Genomic DNA, 20,354 nt, shown 5'->3' on the forward strand with positions numbered 1-20,354 from the left:
GACAGAACTAGTCGTCATCGTAGGACAGATGCGCATGGGCCGGTAACGGATATCCAGATTGAGACCCATGCGCCCCCGAAACCCGGGGGTTTTTTTATGCGCAAAGACAAACCGCAAAATTGGAGCACGCGGATATGACACGTCAAATGACCGGAGCGAAAATGGTCGTCCAAGCCCTCATCGATCAGGGTGTGGACACAGTATTCGGATATCCCGGTGGCGCTGTGCTACCGATTTATGACGAGGTCTTTCAGCAGAACTCGATCAAGCACATCCTCGTGCGCCACGAACAGGGCGCCGTGCACGCCGCCGAAGGTTATGCGCGCGCCACCGGCAAGCCCGGCGTGTGCCTAGTGACCTCGGGGCCCGGTGCGACCAATGCCGTGACCGGCCTGACGGACGCGCTGATGGACAGCATCCCGATCATCGTCCTCACCGGTCAGGTGCCGACGTTCATGATCGGCTCGGACGCCTTTCAAGAGGCCGACACCGTGGGCATCACCCGCCCCTGCACCAAGCATAACTGGCTGGTGAAAGAGACGGACAAGCTGGGCGATGTGATGCATGAAGCGTTTCATGTGGCAACGTCAGGCCGCCCCGGCCCCGTGCTGGTCGACATCCCCAAGGATGTGCAGTTTGCCACCGGGGCCTACAACGCGCCAAAGCCCTCGACCTCGCATTACCAACCCCAGGTCAAGGGCGACATGGAGGCGATCACCGAACTGGTGGCTGCGCTTGAAACTGCCAAACGCCCGGTGTTCTACACCGGCGGCGGCGTGATCAACTCCGGCCCCGGCGCCAGCCAATTGCTGCGCGAACTCGTGGATGCGACCGGCTTTCCCATCACCTCGACCCTGATGGGCCTCGGCTGCTACCCCGCCAGTGGCAAGAACTGGTTGGGCATGCTGGGCATGCACGGCCTTTACGAGGCGAACATGGCGATGCACGACTGCGATCTCATGATCAACATCGGTGCCCGTTTCGACGACCGGATCACGGGCCGGATCGATGCGTTCAGCCCAAAGTCTAAAAAGGCGCATATCGATATCGATCCTTCTTCGATCAACAAGGTGATCAAGGCGGACATTCCCATCGTTGGCGATGTGGGCCACGTGCTCGAAGACATCCTCAAGATCTGGAAATCCCGTGGCCGCAAGACCAACAGCGCCGCCGTCGCGCAATGGTGGAGCAAGATCGAGGAATGGAAGAAGGTCGACTGCCTGAAGTTCAAGCAAGAGGGCAAGGTGATCAAACCGCAATACGCCCTGCAACGCCTCGAGGCGCTGACCAAGGATCACGACCGCTACGTCTGCACCGAAGTGGGCCAGCACCAGATGTGGGCCGCGCAGTACCTCAACTTTGAAGATCCCAATCGCTGGATGACCTCGGGGGGCTGGGCACGATGGGCTATGGTTTCCCCGCCTCCATCGGCGTGCAGATGGGCCACCCGGATGCGCTGGTTATCAACGTCGCGGGCGAAGCGAGCTGGCTGATGAACATGCAGGAACTGGGCACAGCGATGCAGTTCAACCTGCCCGTCAAACAGTTCATCCTGAACAACGAACGTCTTGGCATGGTGCGCCAGTGGCAGGAATTGCTCCATGGCGAGCGCTATTCGCACTCATGGTCCGAAAGCCTCCCCGATTTCGTCAAACTCGCCGAAGCCTTCGGCGCCAAGGGGATCATCTGTTCCGACCCCGACGATCTGGACGATGCGATCATGGAAATGATCAACTACGATGGGCCGGTTCTGTTCGATTGCCTCGTGGAAAAGCACGAAAACTGCTTCCCGATGATCCCGTCGGGCAAGGCCCACAATGAAATGCTTCTGGGTGAAGCGGAAACCCAAGGCGTCATCGACGCCAAGGGTTCGGTACTGGTCTAAGGAGCGCGTCGGATGTCAGCCCTAAAACTGAAAAAAGGCTCTACCAGCCACTCTGCCTATAACCTACGCCCCACGTTCAGTGACGTGGTCGAGCGGCACACACTGGCCGTTCTGGTCGAAAACGAACCGGGTGTTCTGGCCCGTGTCATCGGCCTGTTCTCGGGGCGGGGGTACAACATCGAAAGCCTGACCGTGGCCGAGGTCGATCATCAGGGTCACCTCAGCCGCATCACCATCGTCACCGCCGGCACACCCCAAGTGATCGAACAGATCAAGGCACAACTGGGCCGGATCGTGTCGGTTCACGAAGTGCACGACCTGACAGTCGAAGGCCCCTCGGTCGAGCGGGAACTGGCCATGTTCAAGGTGTCCGGCCAGGGCGACAAGCGGGTCGAGGCCCTGCGGCTGGCCGATATCTTCCGCGCCAATGTGGTGGACAGCACGCTCGAAAGCTTCGTGTTTGAAATCACCGGCGCGCCGGAAAAGATCGACGCCTTTGCCGATCTCATGCGCCCCCTCGGCCTGACAGAAGTCGCCCGCACGGGCGTCGCCGCCCTGCCCCGCGGCGATTAACGAAACGGCGCGTTCGGTTGCAGCAACCGCTGGTGGAAGGGCAACAGCTCTTCCACACTGCAATACCCCGCCGTTCGCCCCGCCTCCTTGGCGCGGCCGATGTCAGTGCCCAGATATTCGTAAACCATGCGTGCGACACGCTCGGCTTCGGGCATGTCGCGCACGGTGCGTGCGACGTAGCCCACCCAGTAGTTATTCTCGAAAGATGTCACGCGGCTCAGGAAATTGAACGACGCCGTCATCCCGCCCTTGCGTGAAATCATCGCCGACACGCCGTCTTCCTGCCGCACGACAAGACCGCGGAATTCCCGTGCATCGCGGGTCATGCCGAGGCCCTGGCCTGCCATGGCTGCGCGGGCCTCGTAGCCGCGGATGAACGTGTTCGATCCATCGCGAAACACCCAGACCAGCCCGATGACAAAGCGTTCGCCATCGATGAAACTGCGTCGGGAAAACCGATAAAACCCGGACGGAAACATCGACTCGTCAACGTTATCGATCCCCGCACCGATAAAGTCGCGCAGGAACGGACCCGTCAGGGGATCCTTGCCAGTGCTGATGCTGTCAACCGGCTCCAGCAAAACACGCGCATCAACGTCAAAGAAGGTGCAAATGCGCGCCAGGACGTCCGGACGCGGAAAGCTTTCGCCTGACAGATAGCGGTTGAACTGCGTCCGGTTGATGCCCAATTGACGCGATAATTCGGAGATGGAGGGGTACGTTTGAGCAAGAATCCGCAGATTGGCCCCAAACATGCTGCGCAATTCCGCCGGTGATCTGCGCATTTCCGTCATGGTCGTCTCTTTTTATAGTGTCTCGCTGAATCTCGCAAAATCGTAAAATGACGCTGGTTAAGCCGCATTTCCCAGCCACATGACGCCAAGCAGCATCAGCACTGACGCCAAAATGCAACCAGACGATACTCTGATGGACACAAAATGCAAGCGCACGTTGCCGACTTAACCATGTATTGCCTGTCTATAATTGAGTTTGATGATACCCGTCCAACTTTGGGTAGAAAAATGATTGGTGTTATTCTCTGGAGCGATGCGGCAGACCAAAAAGCCGTAATCTGGTGTGAAGATCAGGGCGACCTTGCCTATCTGGCAAATCCTGATGCAGTACACCTGCCCGACCCGTTTTTTGAGGTGGGGGATGTTGTCGAGTTTGATGTTACGACCGAGCGCAATCTACGACTGGCGCAGAACCCAAATCGTGTCCGCGAGAATTGGGGCGCATCGTTGCCGGATGGCTTGCGCGATCTTGGCGGTGCCCGAACTGAGGTGACTGGCGTCAGCAAAAGCGCCGAGATCATACCCTTCCGCATCGATCACGCCACGCGTCCCCTGCCCGGTTCGATACCGCAGCAACAACGCCGCGGCTGAACACTGCGCACATCCGGGTGTCGCAGTCGGAAAAGTCGGGTCGAAAACACGCATGCGCCATCAGGGCCGCCCGCTATGCTGATCCCACAGCATCCGGAGGCCTAGATGGACAGCACAGACCTGAGCGCCGTTCGCCAACCCATTTCATCGGCGCACGGCCTGCCGAACGCCCACTACATTGACCCTGCCGTTTTTGAAGAGGAACGCAGCGCCCTGTTGATGTCGGGCTGGTCGGGCCTGGCCGTTGCGGCGGACGTGCCCGAACCAGGTGACGCACAACCGCTGACCTTTCTGGGCATGCCGTTGCTGCTGATCCGCGACCGTTCTGGCAAGGTGCGCGTCTTTCACAACATCTGCCGCCATCGCGGCATGATCCTGGTCGACGCCCCCCGAAAGATCGAAGGGGCCATTCGATGCCCCTATCACAGCTGGTGCTACTCGACCGAGGGGCGGCTTGTGTCGACGCCGCATGTGGGCGGGCCCGGTCAAAACACCGCCGAAGGCATCGACCGCAACCTGCTGGGCCTGATCGAGGTGCGCAGCCATATCTGGATGGATGTGGTGTGGATCAACCTCTCGGGCACCGCGCCAGAGTTCGAGGATGCCAATGCCGACCTGATGGCGCGATGGGCCGAATTCGACAAGCCGCTCTATCACGGTGGGCCGGACAGCCGTTTCCAGCTGAGCGTTCAGTGCAATTGGAAACTCGCAGTCGAGAATTACTGCGAAAGCTACCACCTGCCCTGGGTCCATCCCGGCCTCAACAGCTATTCCCGGCTGGAAGATCACTATCACATCGAAAAGCCGGGCAACTATTCCGGTCAGGGCACCCTGGTCTATCGCCAGTTGACCGGCGAGGACGGCAACAGGTTTCCCGATTTCGACGGGCTGAGCGATACATGGGACACGGCGGCGGAGTACATCACCGCCTACCCCAACGTCCTGCTTGGGGTACACCGCGACCATACATTTGCGATCATCCTTGTGCCCCAAGGCCCAGGCGAGACGGTCGAGAACATCCACCTCTATTATGCCCAGCCCGACACCGACCCCGCCTTGCGCGCGCAAAACACCGCGCAATGGAAACTGGTGTTTGAAGAGGACATCTTTGTCGTCGAGGGGATGCAACGTGGGCGACACGCGCCCATGTTCGATGGCGGTCGATTCTCGCCCGCGATGGATGGGCCGACACATCTGTTCCACGCTTGGGTGGCAGAGCGCATGGCAACCCACCGCGCACAGGATCAAGCGGCTGAATGAGCGATCTGGATACGCGTCTGCTGGCGGCACATGCCGCCGATGACACAGCTGCCTTGATCGCGCTCTATCGCGAGGCGGCAGGCGCGGCCACGGATGACACCGCACGCGCCTTTTACCTGACGCACGCCCATGTCTTTGCCTTGGAATGCGGTCATCCGGATGCCGGTGAACTGCGTGCCGCGCTGATCGCCATGGGGCGCGAGGCGCCGCTTTAACGCGCGCCCGCGGCCATCTGGGCATAGACGTGCCAAGACGCATGGCCGAGCCATGGCAGCACCACCAGCAGCCCCAGCAAGCCCGGCAGCATCGCAAGGAACAACAGCACCACGATCACCACGGCCCATGCCAGCATCGGGGCCGGATGCGCCCGCACATGGGACGCGCTGGCCAGAATGGCCGTCATGTAATCCACCTCGCGCGCCAGCAACAGCGGCAGGCCCAGCACACAGATGGAAAAGAACAACAGCGCAAACAGGCCACCGATCACCGTGCCAAGGCCCATCATCATCAACCCGTCCACGCTCAGAAACACATCCAGCGACGTGGTCACATTCACCATCGGCTTCAGCCCCAGGAACAGGGCAAAGATCATATGGCCCAGAAAGAACCAGAACAGCAGGGCCACCACCATCAGCATCGACAGCCACGGCAGTTGCCGCCCCTGCTCGCGGCGCAGGCGGGACAGGACGGCCCCCACGCTCACGTCTTCCCCAGCGCCGATCCGGCGTGAGACCTCGTAGGTGCCAAGGGCGCAAAGGGGGGCGACGAGCGGAAAGCCGAAGACGGCGAGGATCAGCCAGAACGTGTGCCCGGCCCACAGCGTCAGGCCCGCCAGCAACCACCCGGCAAGCACTGCGGCGAGCCCGGTCAACAGGCCGAAGCCCGGCGCGGCCCGGAAATCCTCCCAGCCTGCGCGCAGTGCATGGCGCACGAAATCCGGCGGCGGGGCCTGAAACGGCGGCACGCCCGCAGGCAATCCTGGATATGGGTCGGCAGATGCGGTCATCTTGCAGCTTTGTGCTTACAGCGGCGGGCGCTTGCCCGGCCAGTCGGTCTTATCATGCCATGCCTGGGCCAGTCGCAGCAACATCGCATCGCTGCCCCGCCGACCGATCAGTTGCAGGCCCATGGGCAAATCGTCCGGCCCGCCAAACCCTGCGGGCACGTTGACCACCGGCAGGCCCAACAGGCTTGCGGGCACCACAACCTCCATCCAGCGGTGATAGGTGTCCATCGCCGTTCCGGCCAGATCGCGCGGCCAGTCGAATGTCACGTCAAAGGGCCACATCTGCGCCGTCGGCAGCACCAGCACATCAAAGCGGTCAAACAGCTGCGCCGCCGCCTTGAACCAGTCCGAGCGGATGACGCTGGCGCGCTGCACATCCATGGCCGACAGGGCCAGCCCGCGCTCGATCTCCCAAATGGCGGTGTCCTTGAGGTGGTCGCGCTGCGCGGGGTTGGCATGGATTAAACCAAGCCCCCCGGCGACGGCCCAACTGCGCAATGTGGTCCACGCCTCCCAGATCGGATCGCGGTCAAACGGGGCGTCGAGCGTCTCCACAGTCACGCCAAGGTCGCCCATCCCGGCCAGCGCATCACGACAGAGGCTGAGAATACCGTCTTCCATTGGCAAGGCACCGCCCCAATCAGCCAGCCAACCCAGCCGCAGACCCTGTGCGCCACGGCCCGCGTCTGGCAGGCTTGGCGCTTGGGTCAGACCATGAGGCTGGCGCGGGTCAGGCCCGGCCATCGTATCAAGCAGGGCTGCAAGGTCGCGCGGGTTGCGCGCCATCGGCCCGTTCGTCGCCAGTTGATGGAGGAACGTATCACCCACGGGTTCGGAGGGCACCAGCCCCCACGTGGGACGCATCCCGTAGACATTGTTCCAGCCCGCCGGATTGCGCAGGCTGCCCATCATGTCGGACCCGTCCGCCACGCTGAGCATCCCGCAGGCCAGCGCGGCCCCGGCCCCGCCCGACGATCCCCCGGCACTGCGGCTGTGGTTGTAAGGATTGCGCGTTGCGCCAAAGACCGGGTTGAAACTGTGCGAGCCGAGCCCGAATTCCGGGGTGTTCGTCTTGCCGATGATGATCGCCCCTGCCGCACGCAGGCGGGCCGTCACGATGTCGTCCTTGGGCGCGATTGTGCCCGCGAACAGGGGCGAGCCCATCGAGGTAGGCAAGCCAGCCGCATTGGCCAGATCCTTGATCGCGATAGGTATGCCGTGCAGCCATCCGACGGGTGCGGTCTTGTCCGCCGCGCGCGCCTCGTCCATCAACGTCTCGGCGTCGCGTAGGGACACAATGGCGTTCACCGCTCCATTGACCAGCGCGATACGCTCCAGCGTCTCGGCCATCACCGCTTCGGCGCTCAAATCGCCCACATCCATACGGGCACGTAGCGCGAGGGCGCCTGCGTCGATCATTCCGCGCCTCCTGCGCTAGTCGCCTTGCGCCTCCGCACGGCTTTTGCCCGACACGTCCAGCGCCAGTGTCGCGGCCATGAACCCGTCAAGATCGCCGTCCAATACGCCTTTGGTGTCGGACGTCTCGTGATTGGTGCGCAGATCCTTCACCATCTGGTAGGGCTGCAACACATAAGACCGGATCTGGTTGCCCCAGCCCGCGTCGCCCTTGTTCTCGTGCATCTCGTTCACGGCGGCATTCCGACGGTCGAGCTCAAGCTGGTAGAGGCGCGATTTCAGCGCCTTCATGGCAATGTCGCGGTTCTGGTGCTGGGACTTTTCCGAACTGGTAACCACGATCCCGGTGGGCGCATGGGTGATCCGCACAGCCGAGTCGGTGGTGTTCACGTGCTGCCCGCCCGCGCCGGACGACCGGTAGGTGTCGATGCGAATGTCCGCCGGGTTCACTTCGATCTCGATGTTGTCATCGACCACCGGGTAGACGCCCACGGAGGTGAACGAAGTGTGCCGCTTGGCCGCGCTGTCAAACGGGCTGATGCGGACAAGGCGGTGCACACCGCTTTCCGACTTCAGCCAGCCATAGGCGTTCTGGCCACTGATCTTGTAGGTCGCGGATTTGATCCCGGCCTCTTCCCCCGCACTCTCGGATTGCAGCTCGACCTTGTAGCCCTTCTTTTCCGCCCAGCGGACATACATGCGCGCCAGCATCGCGGCCCAGTCACAGGACTCGGTGCCGCCCGCGCCCGAGTTGATCTCGAGGAAGGTGTCATTGCCGTCCGCCTCACCGTCCAGCAAGGCCTCCAGTTCCTTCTGCGCTGCTGTGATCGCGAGGGCCTTGATCGCGCCCTCTGCGTCGGCGACGACTTCGGTGTCCTCCTCCATCTCGCCCAACTCAATCAGTTCGATATTGTCGGCGAGGTCCTGTTTGATGCGGTCATGGGTCTCAAGCGCGTCGACCAGCATCTGCCGGTCGCGCATCAGCTTTTGCGCGGCCTCGGGATCGTCCCACAGGTTGGGGTCCTCCACCCGCGCGTTGAACTCTTCCAGACGATGCGGCGCCGTCTCGACATCCAGCCGCTGAGCCAGCAAGGCCACCGACTTTTCAATCTCTTCGACGATGTTCTGAATTTCGGCGCGCATCACATATCCTTTGCTTCGCAGTGCCTTGAGATAGCCCAAGGCCGGGTGCGCCACAAGGTCAGTTGAACGCCGTATACGGGACGGCGGGCGGGGCGTCTTTGCTGGCCGCAGGGCCAGTCAAAGCGCATCACCCGTCGTCAGTAGAGACCGCCCGAGCTCAATGTGCCGAAATTGGCCTTGGGCCCCACAACAGCCTTTTTCCCGGTCGAGGTCGTGACCTGGCGGCCACCCCCGCCGACTTCCTCGAACAGGGGCAAATCCGCCCCCATCGCAAAGCCGCCGTCAAAGGTGATGCCGAATGTGGGCTCGAACCCATCGCGGAAACATTCGCTCACCACGTTTTCGCCCGCCGCAGCATCGCTCAAGCGCGCCCCGCTGAAACGGTCGATCTTGATGAATTCGCAATCCTCGGGGACGTCGAATTTGCCGCCGCCATACTTCTGGATCGCCTCACGCATGAAGGTGGAAAAGACCGGGCCACACATGCCGCCGCCCGACGCGCCCTTGCCCAGGGAACGCGGCTGGTCATAGCCGATATAACAACCCGCAACGATATTGCTGGAAAAGCCGACAAACCACACGTCCTTGGCGTCGTTCGTCGTGCCGGTCTTGCCCGCAATCGGGACGGGCAGTTTCACCGTGCGCGCCGCCGTGCCCCGTTCCACCACACCCCGCATCATCGAGGTAAGCTGATAGGCCGTGACAGGGTCCATCACCCGCTCGCGGTTGGACACGACGCGCGGGGCAAAGCCGGGATCAAGGCTCGCCAATTGCGTACAGTCCTCGCATCGACGTTCATCATGGCGATAGACCGTGCGCCCGAACCGGTCCTGCACGCGGTCCACCAGCGTCGGCTGCACCCGCTCGCCCCCATTGGCGAACATCGCATAGGCCGACACCATCTGGTACAGCGTGGTTTCCTCGGACCCCAGTGAGTTGGCAAGGAAGCGGCCCATGTTGTCATAAACGCCAAAGCGTTCGGCATAGTCGGCCACGACGTCCATCCCCACCTCTTCGGCCAGGCGGATGGTCATCAGGTTCCGCGACCGCTCGATCCCGGTGCGCAGGGGCGTAGGCCCGTAGAACTTGTTGGACGAGTTGCGGGGGCGCCAAAGGCCCTGCGGTGTGTTGATCTCGATCGGGGCGTCGACCACAATCGTCGCCGGGGTGTAACCGCTGTCGAGCGCGGCGGCATAGACAAACGGCTTGAAGGACGAACCGGGCTGGCGCTTGGCCTGTGTGGCGCGGTTGAAGACCGAGTGCTGGTAGCTGAACCCACCCTGCATCGCGATCACACGGCCCGTGTTGACGTCCATCGCCACAAACCCGCCCTGCACGCGCGGCACCTGCCGCAGCGTCCAGCGGATGAACGATCCGTCGTTGTCGGCCGTCATGGCGCGCACATGCACCACGTCACCCACCTCGAAGTTGTCGACAAAGCTGCCCTTGGCCCACTTGATGTCCTCGCGCGGCACCACAGGCGCGGCTTCATCCTCGCTCCAGCCCTCGATGCCAAGGCGCATTTCCTGATCGCCAATCTCCAGAACGACAGCCGGACGCCAGACACCGTTCAGATCGATGTCGCGCGCAACCTTGACGCTGGGCAGAACCTCGGCCCAGTTTTCCAACTGTTCGGCCTCGATCTCTTTGCCGGTCCCACGCCAGATGCCCTGCCCGCGGTCATAGGCCTCAAGCTGGCGGCGCAGAGCCTTGGCGGCAAGGGGCTGCATCTCTGCATCAATCGTGGCGCGCACGGTGTAGCCACCGGTAAAGAATTCGCCCTCACCAAAATCCTCGCTCAACTGGCGGCGAATCTCGTCTGTGAAATAGTCGCGCGGGGGCAATTCAGCCTTGAAACTGTCAAAGTCCCCATTCTGGACCGAGCGCAGGGGCATGTTGACCTCGGACTGGTAGGTCGCCTGGTCGAGATAGCCGTTCTCCATCATCTCTTTCAGCACGAAGTTCCGGCGCGACAACAGCCGATCCTTGCGGCGCACCGGGTGATAGTCGGAGGGGGCTTTGGGCAGAGAGGCCAGCGTGGCCGCCTCGTGCGGGGCAAGCGCGCCGAGCGTCTTGTTGAAATAGGTCTGGCTGGCGGCGGCCACGCCATAAGAGTTCTGACCGAGGAAAATCTCGTTCAGGTACAGCTCGAGAATCTTTTCCTTGCTCAGCGCCTCTTCGACCCGCGCGGCGAGGATGATTTCCTTGATCTTGCGCTCTGCCTGCCGGTCGCCAGACAGAAGGAAGTTCTTCATTACCTGCTGCGTGATGGTCGAGGCACCGCGCACGTCGCGCCCGCGCGAGCGCACCGCGTCATAAGCGGCAGAGCCGATACCGCGCAGATCATAACCGTCATGGGTGTAAAAGTTCTTGTCCTCGGCGCTGATGAACGCTTGCTTGACCAGCGGCGGGATCGTGTCGGCGGGTGCAAACAGGCGGCGTTCCTGCGCGAACTCGTCGATGATCTGCCCCTCGCCCGAATAGATGCGGCTGATCGTGGCGGGCTGGTACTGCGCAAGGCTCTCGTGGCTGGGCAGGTCGCGCCCGTACATCCAGAACACCGCCCCCACCGACAGCGCCACCATCGCGGCCCCCATGGTGACCGTCGTGAAAATCCCGCCGAAGAAGGACAAAATGAACCGAAACATGACCGCTCGCACCTGTTTATTGAAAGGCTGCTTTGCGGATCAGGTATACGCCACCGGCAAGGGGGCGTCAAAACCGATCTCAGGCGCGATCTCGCCGACGTGAACGGCCCCTATTGCCGGATCAGCGGTTGCATCGCCAGATCGTCGTTGCGCCATTGCAGAATGCCTGCGGCCAGCGCCTCGACCATCACGGCGCGCCATACGGGATCGCGCAGGTTTGCAAGGTCGCGCTTGTCCGACAGGAACCCGACTTCGACCAGAACCGACGGGATATCCGCGCTTTTGAGCACGGAAAAGGACGCCTCGCGCCGGGGTCGTTTGTTCATGGGGCCGCCCGCGATGGCCATGTTCTCGATCAGGGCCGTGGCCAGGGTGTCGGTGCGCGGCATGGTTTCGACGCGGGCCAGATCCATGAGGACGGTGGCAACCTCGTCATCCGTTCCGCTGAGGTCGACACCGGCCAGAATGTCGGCGCGGTCATGCTGTGCCGCCAACTGCGCCGAGGCCGCATCCGACGCCTCATCCGACAGCGTATAGACCGTTGCACCGCGCGCCTGCCCCTGGCTCAACGCGTCCGCATGCAGAGAGATAAAGGCATCCGCCCCCACCTGATGGGCCAGTGCCACACGGCCCGGCAGCGACACGAACACGTCCGCATCGCGGGTCAGCACCACCTCGACCTCGCCCGTTCGGCGCAGCACATCGCGCAAGGCCAGCGCAATGCCCAACATCAATTCCTTCTCGCTGGTGGTGTCGCGTACAGCGCCCGGATCAACGCCACCATGGCCGGGATCAATCACCACGACAAAGCCGTCCTCTTCGACAGCAGGCGGTGGGGCCGCAGCTTGCGCACCCCAATCAGGGTCGAGCGGCCCGCCTGCGCGCGCGGCAAACTCTTCCGCTGATGCCTCCTCAAGCGCAATGCGCAACTCGGCCCGCCCCGAGGATGTATCGACGGGCATCCCGATCTCGGTGGGCAGCATCGGGGTCGTCAAATCGGCCACCAACCGTGACCAGCCTGGCTTGAACGTGCCAAAGCGCACGGCAGACACGCGCCCCGCCTCGGCCAGCAGGTCACTGGCCTGCACCCCTTCGAAATCCACCTCGCGGAAGTCAGCGACCAGACGCGCCGGATCGTCAAGGACAAAGACGCGGAACGGCACACCCTGGCTGAGCGACAGGGTCAGGGTCGTGCGGCCAAACCAGCCATCCTCGATCCCACTGGCCGTGGCCTCGACGCGCGCAAGGCCCGACAGGTCCTGTGCTTGCGCACATACCGCCACTGCCCACATCATCATTCCGACCAGAATTGCCCGCATCGCCCCACCCTTTTTCGCCACCATAAGGGATGCAAAGGCGCGCGTGAATCCCCCTATCGCCGCTTGGCCATGAAATCACTCAGGCGCTGCAACCCCTCGGCGATGTCCGCTGTGCTGCGCGCATAGGAAAAGCGCAAAGTTCGGTGCCCGCGCACAGGGTCAAAATCCAGCCCCGGGGTGACGGCCACGCCCGCCTGGTCCAGGATTTCGGCGGCAAAGGCGCGGCTGTTATCGGTCAGGTCGGACACGTCGGCGTAGACATAGAACGCACCATCAGGCGGCGCGATGCGGTCAAAACCCGCGCGCGGCAACTCGTCGAGCATCAGCGCGCGGTTGGCGCGGTAGACGTCCATGTTCGCCTCCAGCTCCTCGCCTGCATCCATCGCGGCAAGGGCGGCGACCTGCGAGGCATGGGGCGCACAGATGAACATGTTCTGGGCAATCCGCTCGACCACGCGCACGTGGTCCTCGGGCACGACCATCCACCCCACGCGCCAGCCGGTCATGGAGAAGTACTTAGAAAACGAGTTGATCACGTAGACATCGTCGCTCACCTCAAGGGCGCTGACGGCTTTGGCCTCGTATTCGATGCCGTGGTAGATTTCGTCGCTGATAAAGCTGGCACCAGCCCCCTGCGTCGCCTCGATCAGCGCGGCCATGGCCGGGCGGTCCAGCATCGTGCCGGTTGGATTGGCGGGTGACGCCACCAGCAGGCCCGCCAGATCCATCCCCGCAAAATCCGACGGAACGGGTTGCAGCCGGTGCGCATCTGCCGTGGGCAGATCAACGGGCTGGAACCCGAGGCCCTTCAAGATCTGGCGATAGCTGGGATAGCCCGGCGCGCCGATGCCGACGCGATCCCCGCTGTCAAACAGGGCGTTGAAGGCCAGAATGAAACCACCCGAAGCGCCCGGCGTGACGATCACGCGCGCAGGGTCCAGATCAACATTGTACCATTCACCATAAAGCCGCGCGATGCGGGCCCTGAGGGCCGGCAGACCCAGGGCCACCGTATAGCCCAGTGGGCCCGCCTCCATCGCGGCACTCAATGCGCGGATCGCCGCCTGCGGTGCGCCGGTGCCGGGCTGTCCCACTTCCATGTGGATAACATGACGCCCGGCGGCTTCGGCGGCGCGCGCCGCCTCCATCACATCCATCACAATGAAGGGATCGACATCACTGCGGCTTGAGGTTCGCATGGGCACTCCTATGATCGGGCTCATGACCTTTCATACTGTGGCGCGCATGGCGTCAATCATGTTGCTGTCTTTCGTCCTCGCGCTGCCTGCGCGGGCGGTGTCGCTGTTGCGCGATGCGGACATGGAATATGCGCTGGCGCAGGTCGCGGCACCGGTGCTCAAGGCGGCAGGGCTCAGCCCGACGCGGACCAAGATCCTGGTGGTCAATGATGTTTCGCTGAATGCGTTCGTGATCAGCAATGACGCGATCTATATACACTCCGGCCTCATCAGCCGGATGGACCGCGCGGCCATGTTGCAGGCCGTCATCGCGCATGAGGCGGCGCATATCGCCAACGGGCACATCGCACGGCGCATGGGCAATCTGGGCAATGCACGCACCGCTGCAGGCCTCGGCACGGCGCTGGCAGTGATCGCGGCAGCCGCAGGCGCTGGCCAGGGGGCCGCCGCCATCGCCATCGGTACGCAAAGCGCCGCCCAACGCGCCTTCCTGCGCCACACCCGCGCCGAAGAAAGCGCGGCGGACCAGTCCGGCGCGCGCTATTTACGCAGCGCTGGCATCCCCCTGTCCGGCATGCTGGACGTGTTCCGCCTGTTTCGGGGGCAAGAGGCACTGTCCGAAGGCCGCCAGGACCCTTACGTGCGCTCGCACCCGCTCAGCCGTGATCGCCTGCGCGCCATCGAAGGCTATGCCGCCGCCTATGGGGAAAGCACGGGCGACACCGCGGCATCGGACTACTGGTTCACCCGCGCCAAGGGCAAGCTGACCGCTTATCAGCGCCGCCCCAGCTGGACGTTGAACCGCCTCGGCGAAAGCGGGTATCGCGATGTGGCCCTGATCCGCGAGGCGATGGCCCGGCACCGCAACTCCGACACCCGCAAGGCCCTGGCCGCCATCGACAAGGCCATCGCCCTGCGCCCGCAGGATCCATTCCTTTATGACCTCAAGGGCCAGATCCTGATGGAGACACGCCAATTCGCCGCCGCTGCCAACGCCACGGGGCAAGCCGTCAAGCTGCGCCCAAATGACGGGCTGTTGCAGGCCAGCTATGGCCGCGCGCTGCTGGCAAACGGCAATGTCTCGGCCGCCCTGCCCGCGCTGGAACGCGCCCACTCCATAGATTTCCGCGACACGTCGATGCTGCGCGATCTGTCCGTGGCATATGCCAGATTGGGACAGCGCGGCATGGCCTCCCTCATCACCGCGGAACGCTATGCCATCCGTGGCAACCTCGAAGACGCCGGAATCCACGCAAAACGCGCGACAGGGCTGTTGGCCGAGGGCTCTGGCCCTTGGCAACGGGCGCACGATGTGCTCCTTGCCTCTGAACGCGCCGAAAAGAAGAAACGGAGATAACCCATGTTTCGCCCCCTAGCCGCCTCTGCCCTCGCCCTTGCGATGGCCCTACCCGCCGCAGCACTTGATCTGTGCGAAATGACCGACGAACAGCGCGCGATTTTCCGCGAAGAGGTTCGCGCCTACCTGATGGACAATCCGCAGGTCATCATGGACGCGGTCGCCGTCCTGGAAGAGCGTCAGCAGGCCGCGCAGGTGCAGGCCGATCTGTCGCTGGTCACCGACAATGCCGAGGAAATCTTCAACGACGGCTACAGCTTTGTGGGCGGCAACCCGGAGGGTGACATCACCCTGGTCGAATTCCTCGATTATCGCTGTGGGTTCTGCAAACGCGCCCATGAAGAAGTGGCCAAGATGCTGGAAACAGACGGAAATATCCGCCTGATTGTCAAGGAATTCCCGATCCTGGGCGAACAATCCCTGCTTGCCTCGCGCTTTGCCGTGGCGACCAAGCAGGTTGCCGGAGGCGACGCCTACAAGGGCCTGACAGACGCGCTGATGACCATGAATGGTGAGGTCAACATGCGCTCGCTGCGCCGTCTGGCATCCACGTTCGGGCTGGACGCAGACGCGATCGAGGCGCGGATGGGCAGCGAAGAAGTGACAAATGAAATCCGACGCACCCGCGAACTGGCGCAACGGCTTCAGATCACCGGCACGCCAACGTTCGTGTTGCAGGACGAATTGCTGCGCGGCTTCCTTCCTTATGACGAGATGATGTCGCTGGTCGCGGAAAAGCGGGGCTAGGCTTGGCCGCCATTCGGGTCGAACTGGAGTGCACACTCACAGCGCCACCTGAACGGGTTTGGGACGCGATCCAGCGCCCCGCGCTGTTGCACCACGTTGCCGCCCCGATCCTTGCCTTTGATCCCATTGCGCCTGCACATTGGCCAGCGCAGTGGTCGCCCGGCCCTTACCGCGCTGGCCTGCGATTGTTCGGCGTTTTGCCGGTGGGCTGGCAGGTTATCGACATCTCGTTTCCGCAACCCGGCGCGCATGTGATCCGGGACAACGGACACGGGCCCATGATTGCGCGCTGGGATCACTGGATCACGCTGGCCGACTGCGCCGGTGGCACGCACTACACGGACCGGGTCGATATAGACGCCGGGTGGCTGACACGCCCTGTCGCTGCGTTTGCCCGCGCCTTTTACAAGCACCGGCAAAAACGGCTGACCGCCCTCGCGCAGATCAACTTCAAAGGGATCTTGCCGGGCGCCTAAGGACCTATTCCGCCGCCTTGTCCGCAGCATCCAGTTCGGCGGCCTTCCTTTCGACCTGTTCGACGATGTGGTCGACCATCTCGTCATTGTCGAGCTTATGGCTTTGCTTGCCCGCCAGATAGACCATGCCGTGCCCCGCCCCGCCGCCGGTAAAGCCGACATCCGTCATCAGCGCCTCGCCGGGGCCATTCACGACGCAGCCGATGATCGACAGGCTCATCGGGGTCTTGATATGGGCGAGGCGCTCTTCCAGCACCTCGACCGTCTTGATCACGTTGAACCCCTGGCGCGCGCAGGATGGGCACGAGATGATGTTCACACCGCGATGGCGCAGGCCCAGCGATTTCAAGATTTCATAGCCGACCTTGACCTCTTCGACCGGATCGGCGGACAGGGACACGCGGATCGTGTCGCCAATGCCCATCCACAAGAGCTGCCCCAGCCCGATGGCCGATTTGATGGTGCCGCTGGTCAGCCCGCCCGCCTCGGTGATGCCAAGGTGAATGGGGGCATCCGTGGCTTCGGCCAGTTGCTGGTAGGCCGCGGCCGCCATGAAGACATCAGACGCCTTGCAGCTGATCTTGAACTCGTGAAAATCGTTGTCCTGCAATATCTTGATATGGTCGAGGCCGGATTCGACCATCGCGTCCGGTGTCGGCTCTCCGTACTTTTCAAGCAGGTGTTTTTCGAGGCTGCCCGCATTTACCCCGATGCGGATCGAACAGTTGTTGTCGCGCGCAGCCTTGATGACCTCGCGCACACGCTTTTCATCCCCGATATTGCCCGGATTGATGCGCAGACAGGCCGCGCCCGCCTCTGCCGCCTCGATCCCGCGCTTGTAGTGGAAATGGATGTCCGCGACCAAGGGCACCGGGCTTTCGCGCACGATTTCCTTCATTGCCACCGCGCTGTCCTGATCGGGCACCGACACGCGCACGATATCCGCGCCCGCCTCTGCGGCCGCCTGCACCTGGGCGATTGTTGCCTTGGCGTCCGTGGTCAGCGTGTTGGTCATGGTCTGCACGGTGATCGGCGCATCGCCCCCCACAGGCACGTTGCCAACCATGATCTGACGGCTTTCGCGCCGGTAGATATTGCGCCAGGGACGGATGTGATTAAGCGACATGTCAGCGGCCTGCTAAATGGGTCAGTTGTCAGGCAAGATAGACAGCTCGCAGCGCCCCGGCAATGGGCCGCGCGCGCTTATTCGGCGGGCTCGGTGACGGCAGCCGCCTTGGCTTCTGCATAGCGGGTCAGAGCCGCGTCCGTGTTCACATCCACGGGCAGATAGGTTTCCTTGAGGCCCGCAATCTCGAGCGGCAGGTTCGACGTCACCGATCCCGCAGGGCCGACAGGGCCATAAAACTTGTCATTCATCGCGAAATAGATCGCGCCACTTTCACCCGTGCGCAGCGTCGGCGCCTCTTCGGTCAGCGGAGCCTCCCACGTGTCGCCGGGCTGCATCGTCGCCTCGTAGATCACCGTGCCATCCGCAGCGCGGACACGCACCCAGGACGGGCGCACCGCGACCATGGTCAGCGCAGGTGCAGGGTTTTCAACAACTTGAGGCACAACCGGACCGAACGAGGTCAGATCGTCAGGCAATACACTGGCAAGGGAGGTTGGCGCGGGACGCTCGGGCGTGGGCGCTGCAAAACTACCCAGCTCACGCGGGTCGAGCGTTGCAATCGGTGCATCGCGCGCCACCAGCACAGGGACATCCAGCGCCTGGGGACGATAGAGGCGATCCAGCACATCCGCGCGCGGTGTTTCGATATTGGGGCCCTGGGCCACGTCAATCGTCTCTGCACCGCTCAGCGGGTCGAGATCGGACAGCACCACGGGCGTCTGATCAACAGGTGCAACCTGTACGCGCTGTACTTCTTGCAGGACGGAATAGCCGCCAAAGCCGATGCCGCCGATCAGGGCCAGCAAGACCAGCGACGATCCGATGGCGCGCGGCTCGATACGCGACCAGATGGCCTCGCCCGCCGGAACAAACGGTGTCGACGGGGCCGCAAAGATGTCGGACCCTGCCGCGCGGCCCAAACGGTCCTCGCGCGACGGTTTCTTGACCACGGAGGCCTCGGCAGACATGCCGTGCGCCACGGAAAACCCGCTCTCTGCGCAAAAGATGGCAAAAGCGCGGTCCGGGTCCATGTTCAGGTAGCGGGCATAGGATCGCACGTAGCCCGCGATAAAGCCGGGCGTGTCGAATGCATCCGGGTCGCAGGCCTCGATCGCGGCAATATAGCTGGCCTTGATGCGCAATTCGCGCTGCACGTCGAGAAGGGATTTTCCAAGGGTCGCGCGTTCGCCGCGCATGATATCCCCGAGACGCAGCTCGAAGTCGTCAAAGCCCTTTGGCTCGACGTCTTCAACGATGTTGGTTTTTTCGGATTTGCGCCCGATCATACCGCTGCCCCAATTGTCTCACGTGTTAACGAACCAGTCCCACTCGATTCGCCCCATCGCTGTTGTTTAACAGACGGTAACACATGGCAACGGCATTTGCGAATTTTAGTGAATTATCCAGCACTCTCAGCGCGATTTAGCGCACAGTGGGCCCACAATTTATCCATTGCGTGCACCAGCGCATCGATCTCGCTTGGTCCATGGACCGGCGAAGGCGTAAACCGCAGCCGTTCCGTGCCGCGCGGTACGGTCGGGAAATTGATGGGTTGTACGTAGATCCCATGCTCTTCAAGCAGCATGTCACTCAGCATCTTGGTATGGACCGGATTGCCCACCATGACGGGCACGATGTGGCTGCCATGATCGATGATCGGCAGGCCCATCCCCTTGAGCCGCAGCTTGAGCGCCTTGGCCTGGGCCTGGTGATCGGCGCGCAGGTTCTCCGCCGTCTTGAGGAAGGCCACAGAGGCCGCCGCCCCCGCCGCGATGGCGGGTGGCAAGGACGTGGTAAAGATAAAGCCCGGCGCATAGGACCGGATCGCATCGCACATCTTGGCGGATGCCGCGATATAGCCGCCCATGACACCATAGGCTTTGGCCAGTGTCCCGTTGATGATGTCGATGCGGTCCATCAACCCGTCGCGCTCTGCCACACCGGCTCCGCGCGGGCCATACATGCCCACCGCGTGCACTTCGTCGATGTAAGTGAGCGCTCCAAATTCATCCGCCAGATCGCAAATCTCGGCAATCGGGCCAAAATCGCCGTCCATCGAGTAGATGGATTCAAAGGCGATCAGTTTGGGCGCCTCAGGATCGTCTGCCGCCAGCAGCTCGCGCAGATGCTCCATGTCATTGTGACGGAAAATCCGCTTGGCGCCACCATTGCGGCGCACACCTTCGATCATCGAGGCGTGGTTCAGCGCGTCCGAGTAAATAATGAGGCCAGGGAACAACTTGGGCAGCGTACTTAAAGTCGCATCATTGGCGATATAGGCGCTTGTGAACAGCAGTGCTGCGTCCTTGGCATGCAGATCGGCAAGCTCGGCCTCGAGCCGTTTGTGATAGACAGTCGTGCCCGAGATATTGCGTGTGCCGCCCGACCCTGCGCCGGTTGCATCAATCGCTTCGTGCATCGCGGCCAGAACCACCGGGTTCTGCCCCATGCCAAGATAGTCATTGCCACACCACACGGTGATCGGCGCGCGTGTCCCGTCAGGCCGTGTCCAGGTCGCGTGGGGGAACTGCCCCTTTTGCCGCTCGATATCAATGAAAGTGCGGTAGCGCCCTTCGTCATGCAGGCGTTGCAGGGCGTCGTCCAGTTTGGCGGTGTAGTCCACGCGAGGCTCCATCTTGGTCGTGCACATCCCCGGACATATGCGCCCGGCGAGTTCTTAGAATGAATATAGACTGCGGAGGGACCCTTCAATGCCAATCAAATGCGCGTCATGTCGCAGGCACCGCCGCCATGGACCGCTATGGCAAGGCAACCTGCCCCGCGCCTTGACCCAAATCAACTGGGCCTCTG

The 20,354-nt window shown here is 62.6% G+C and carries 17 protein-coding genes and 1 pseudogene; 8 read left to right on the forward strand and 10 right to left on the reverse strand.

Annotated elements, in window-relative coordinates; all coding sequences use genetic code 11:
- Positions 1 to 134 precede the first annotated feature (134 nt).
- A pseudogene (locus tag ACMHLQ_RS02315) lies at positions 135 to 1,885 on the forward strand (acetolactate synthase 3 large subunit).
- A gap of 12 nt (positions 1,886 to 1,897) precedes the next feature.
- Positions 1,898 to 2,458, forward strand: coding sequence for an acetolactate synthase small subunit (ilvN, locus tag ACMHLQ_RS02320; protein ID WP_415403156.1), 561 nt, complete (start codon positions 1,898 to 1,900; stop codon positions 2,456 to 2,458).
- Here ilvN and ACMHLQ_RS02325 read toward each other — a convergent pair.
- The gene (locus ACMHLQ_RS02325; RefSeq protein ID WP_415403157.1) at positions 2,455 to 3,252 is read right to left on the reverse strand and encodes a helix-turn-helix domain-containing protein; all 798 of its coding nucleotides are present in this window, start codon (positions 3,250 to 3,252) and stop codon (positions 2,455 to 2,457) included. The two genes, ilvN and ACMHLQ_RS02325, sit on opposite strands and share 4 nt — an antisense overlap.
- Before the next feature lie 144 nt (positions 3,253 to 3,396).
- Here ACMHLQ_RS02325 and ACMHLQ_RS02330 point away from each other — a divergent pair, with 144 nt between their 5' ends.
- The 3 genes from ACMHLQ_RS02330 (at position 3,397) to ACMHLQ_RS02340 (ending at position 5,318) form a co-directional block, all read left to right on the forward strand.
- On the forward strand, positions 3,397 to 3,843 hold the full coding sequence (locus ACMHLQ_RS02330; protein WP_415403158.1) for a hypothetical protein: 447 nt from the start codon (positions 3,397 to 3,399) through the stop codon (positions 3,841 to 3,843).
- A 105-nt stretch (positions 3,844 to 3,948) separates the two neighbouring features.
- The gene (locus ACMHLQ_RS02335) at positions 3,949 to 5,103 is read left to right on the forward strand and encodes an aromatic ring-hydroxylating oxygenase subunit alpha (protein ID WP_415403159.1); all 1,155 of its coding nucleotides are present in this window, start codon (positions 3,949 to 3,951) and stop codon (positions 5,101 to 5,103) included.
- Positions 5,100 to 5,318: a hypothetical protein gene (locus ACMHLQ_RS02340; protein ID WP_415403160.1), complete on the forward strand. Its 219-nt coding sequence runs from the start codon at positions 5,100 to 5,102 to the stop codon at positions 5,316 to 5,318. The genes ACMHLQ_RS02335 and ACMHLQ_RS02340 overlap by 4 nt, the downstream gene beginning before the upstream one ends.
- On the opposite strand, the gene ACMHLQ_RS02345 is transcribed toward ACMHLQ_RS02340, so the two are convergent.
- The 6 genes from ACMHLQ_RS02345 to ACMHLQ_RS02370 all read right to left on the reverse strand — a co-directional run bounded on the left by ACMHLQ_RS02345 (position 5,315) and on the right by ACMHLQ_RS02370 (position 13,834).
- Positions 5,315 to 6,109, reverse strand: a complete 795-nt coding sequence (locus ACMHLQ_RS02345) for a DUF2189 domain-containing protein (protein WP_415403161.1) — start codon at positions 6,107 to 6,109, stop codon at positions 5,315 to 5,317. The genes ACMHLQ_RS02340 and ACMHLQ_RS02345 overlap by 4 nt on opposite strands.
- A gap of 15 nt (positions 6,110 to 6,124) precedes the next feature.
- Positions 6,125 to 7,528, reverse strand: a complete 1,404-nt coding sequence (locus tag ACMHLQ_RS02350; RefSeq protein ID WP_415403162.1) for an amidase — start codon at positions 7,526 to 7,528, stop codon at positions 6,125 to 6,127.
- Positions 7,529 to 7,543: 15 nt separating this feature from the next.
- A complete protein-coding gene (gene prfB / locus ACMHLQ_RS02355) occupies positions 7,544 to 8,668 on the reverse strand; it encodes a peptide chain release factor 2 (protein WP_415403163.1) in 1,125 nt (374 codons plus the stop codon).
- 137 nt (positions 8,669 to 8,805) lie between these two features.
- Positions 8,806 to 11,316, reverse strand: coding sequence for a penicillin-binding protein 1A (locus ACMHLQ_RS02360; protein WP_415403164.1), 2,511 nt, complete (start codon positions 11,314 to 11,316; stop codon positions 8,806 to 8,808).
- 110 nt (positions 11,317 to 11,426) lie between these two features.
- On the reverse strand, positions 11,427 to 12,635 hold the full coding sequence (locus ACMHLQ_RS02365) for an N-acetylmuramoyl-L-alanine amidase (RefSeq protein WP_415403165.1): 1,209 nt from the start codon (positions 12,633 to 12,635) through the stop codon (positions 11,427 to 11,429).
- 53 nt (positions 12,636 to 12,688) lie between these two features.
- Positions 12,689 to 13,834, reverse strand: a complete 1,146-nt coding sequence (locus tag ACMHLQ_RS02370) for a pyridoxal phosphate-dependent aminotransferase (protein ID WP_415403166.1) — start codon at positions 13,832 to 13,834, stop codon at positions 12,689 to 12,691.
- 22 nt (positions 13,835 to 13,856) lie between these two features.
- On the opposite strand from ACMHLQ_RS02370, the gene ACMHLQ_RS02375 reads away from it, so the two are divergent.
- Genes ACMHLQ_RS02375 through ACMHLQ_RS02385 form a run of 3 tightly spaced genes read left to right on the forward strand, consistent with a single transcriptional unit; the run spans position 13,857 to position 16,414 of the window.
- Positions 13,857 to 15,191, forward strand: a complete 1,335-nt coding sequence (locus ACMHLQ_RS02375) for a M48 family metalloprotease (RefSeq protein ID WP_415403167.1) — start codon at positions 13,857 to 13,859, stop codon at positions 15,189 to 15,191.
- Between the two features lie 3 nt (positions 15,192 to 15,194).
- Positions 15,195 to 15,938: a DsbA family protein gene (locus tag ACMHLQ_RS02380; RefSeq protein WP_415403168.1), complete on the forward strand. Its 744-nt coding sequence runs from the start codon at positions 15,195 to 15,197 to the stop codon at positions 15,936 to 15,938.
- Positions 15,939 to 15,940: 2 nt separating this feature from the next.
- The gene (locus ACMHLQ_RS02385; RefSeq protein ID WP_415403169.1) at positions 15,941 to 16,414 is read left to right on the forward strand and encodes an SRPBCC family protein; all 474 of its coding nucleotides are present in this window, start codon (positions 15,941 to 15,943) and stop codon (positions 16,412 to 16,414) included.
- Positions 16,415 to 16,418: 4 nt separating this feature from the next.
- On the opposite strand, the gene ispG is transcribed toward ACMHLQ_RS02385, so the two are convergent.
- The 3 genes from ispG to hemA all read right to left on the reverse strand — a co-directional run bounded on the left by ispG (position 16,419) and on the right by hemA (position 20,178).
- Positions 16,419 to 17,540 (reverse strand): flavodoxin-dependent (E)-4-hydroxy-3-methylbut-2-enyl-diphosphate synthase, encoded by a 1,122-nt coding sequence (gene ispG, locus ACMHLQ_RS02390; RefSeq protein WP_415403170.1) that lies wholly within the window; start codon positions 17,538 to 17,540, stop codon positions 16,419 to 16,421.
- A gap of 77 nt (positions 17,541 to 17,617) precedes the next feature.
- A complete protein-coding gene (locus ACMHLQ_RS02395; protein ID WP_415403171.1) occupies positions 17,618 to 18,829 on the reverse strand; it encodes a helix-turn-helix domain-containing protein in 1,212 nt (403 codons plus the stop codon).
- 113 nt (positions 18,830 to 18,942) lie between these two features.
- Positions 18,943 to 20,178: a 5-aminolevulinate synthase gene (gene hemA, locus ACMHLQ_RS02400; RefSeq protein WP_415405345.1), complete on the reverse strand. Its 1,236-nt coding sequence runs from the start codon at positions 20,176 to 20,178 to the stop codon at positions 18,943 to 18,945.
- Positions 20,179 to 20,354 lie beyond the last annotated feature (176 nt).

Origin of the sequence: Tateyamaria algicola (genome assembly GCF_047715485.1) — a bacterium.
Taxonomy (GTDB): Bacteria; Pseudomonadota; Alphaproteobacteria; order Rhodobacterales; family Rhodobacteraceae; genus Tateyamaria.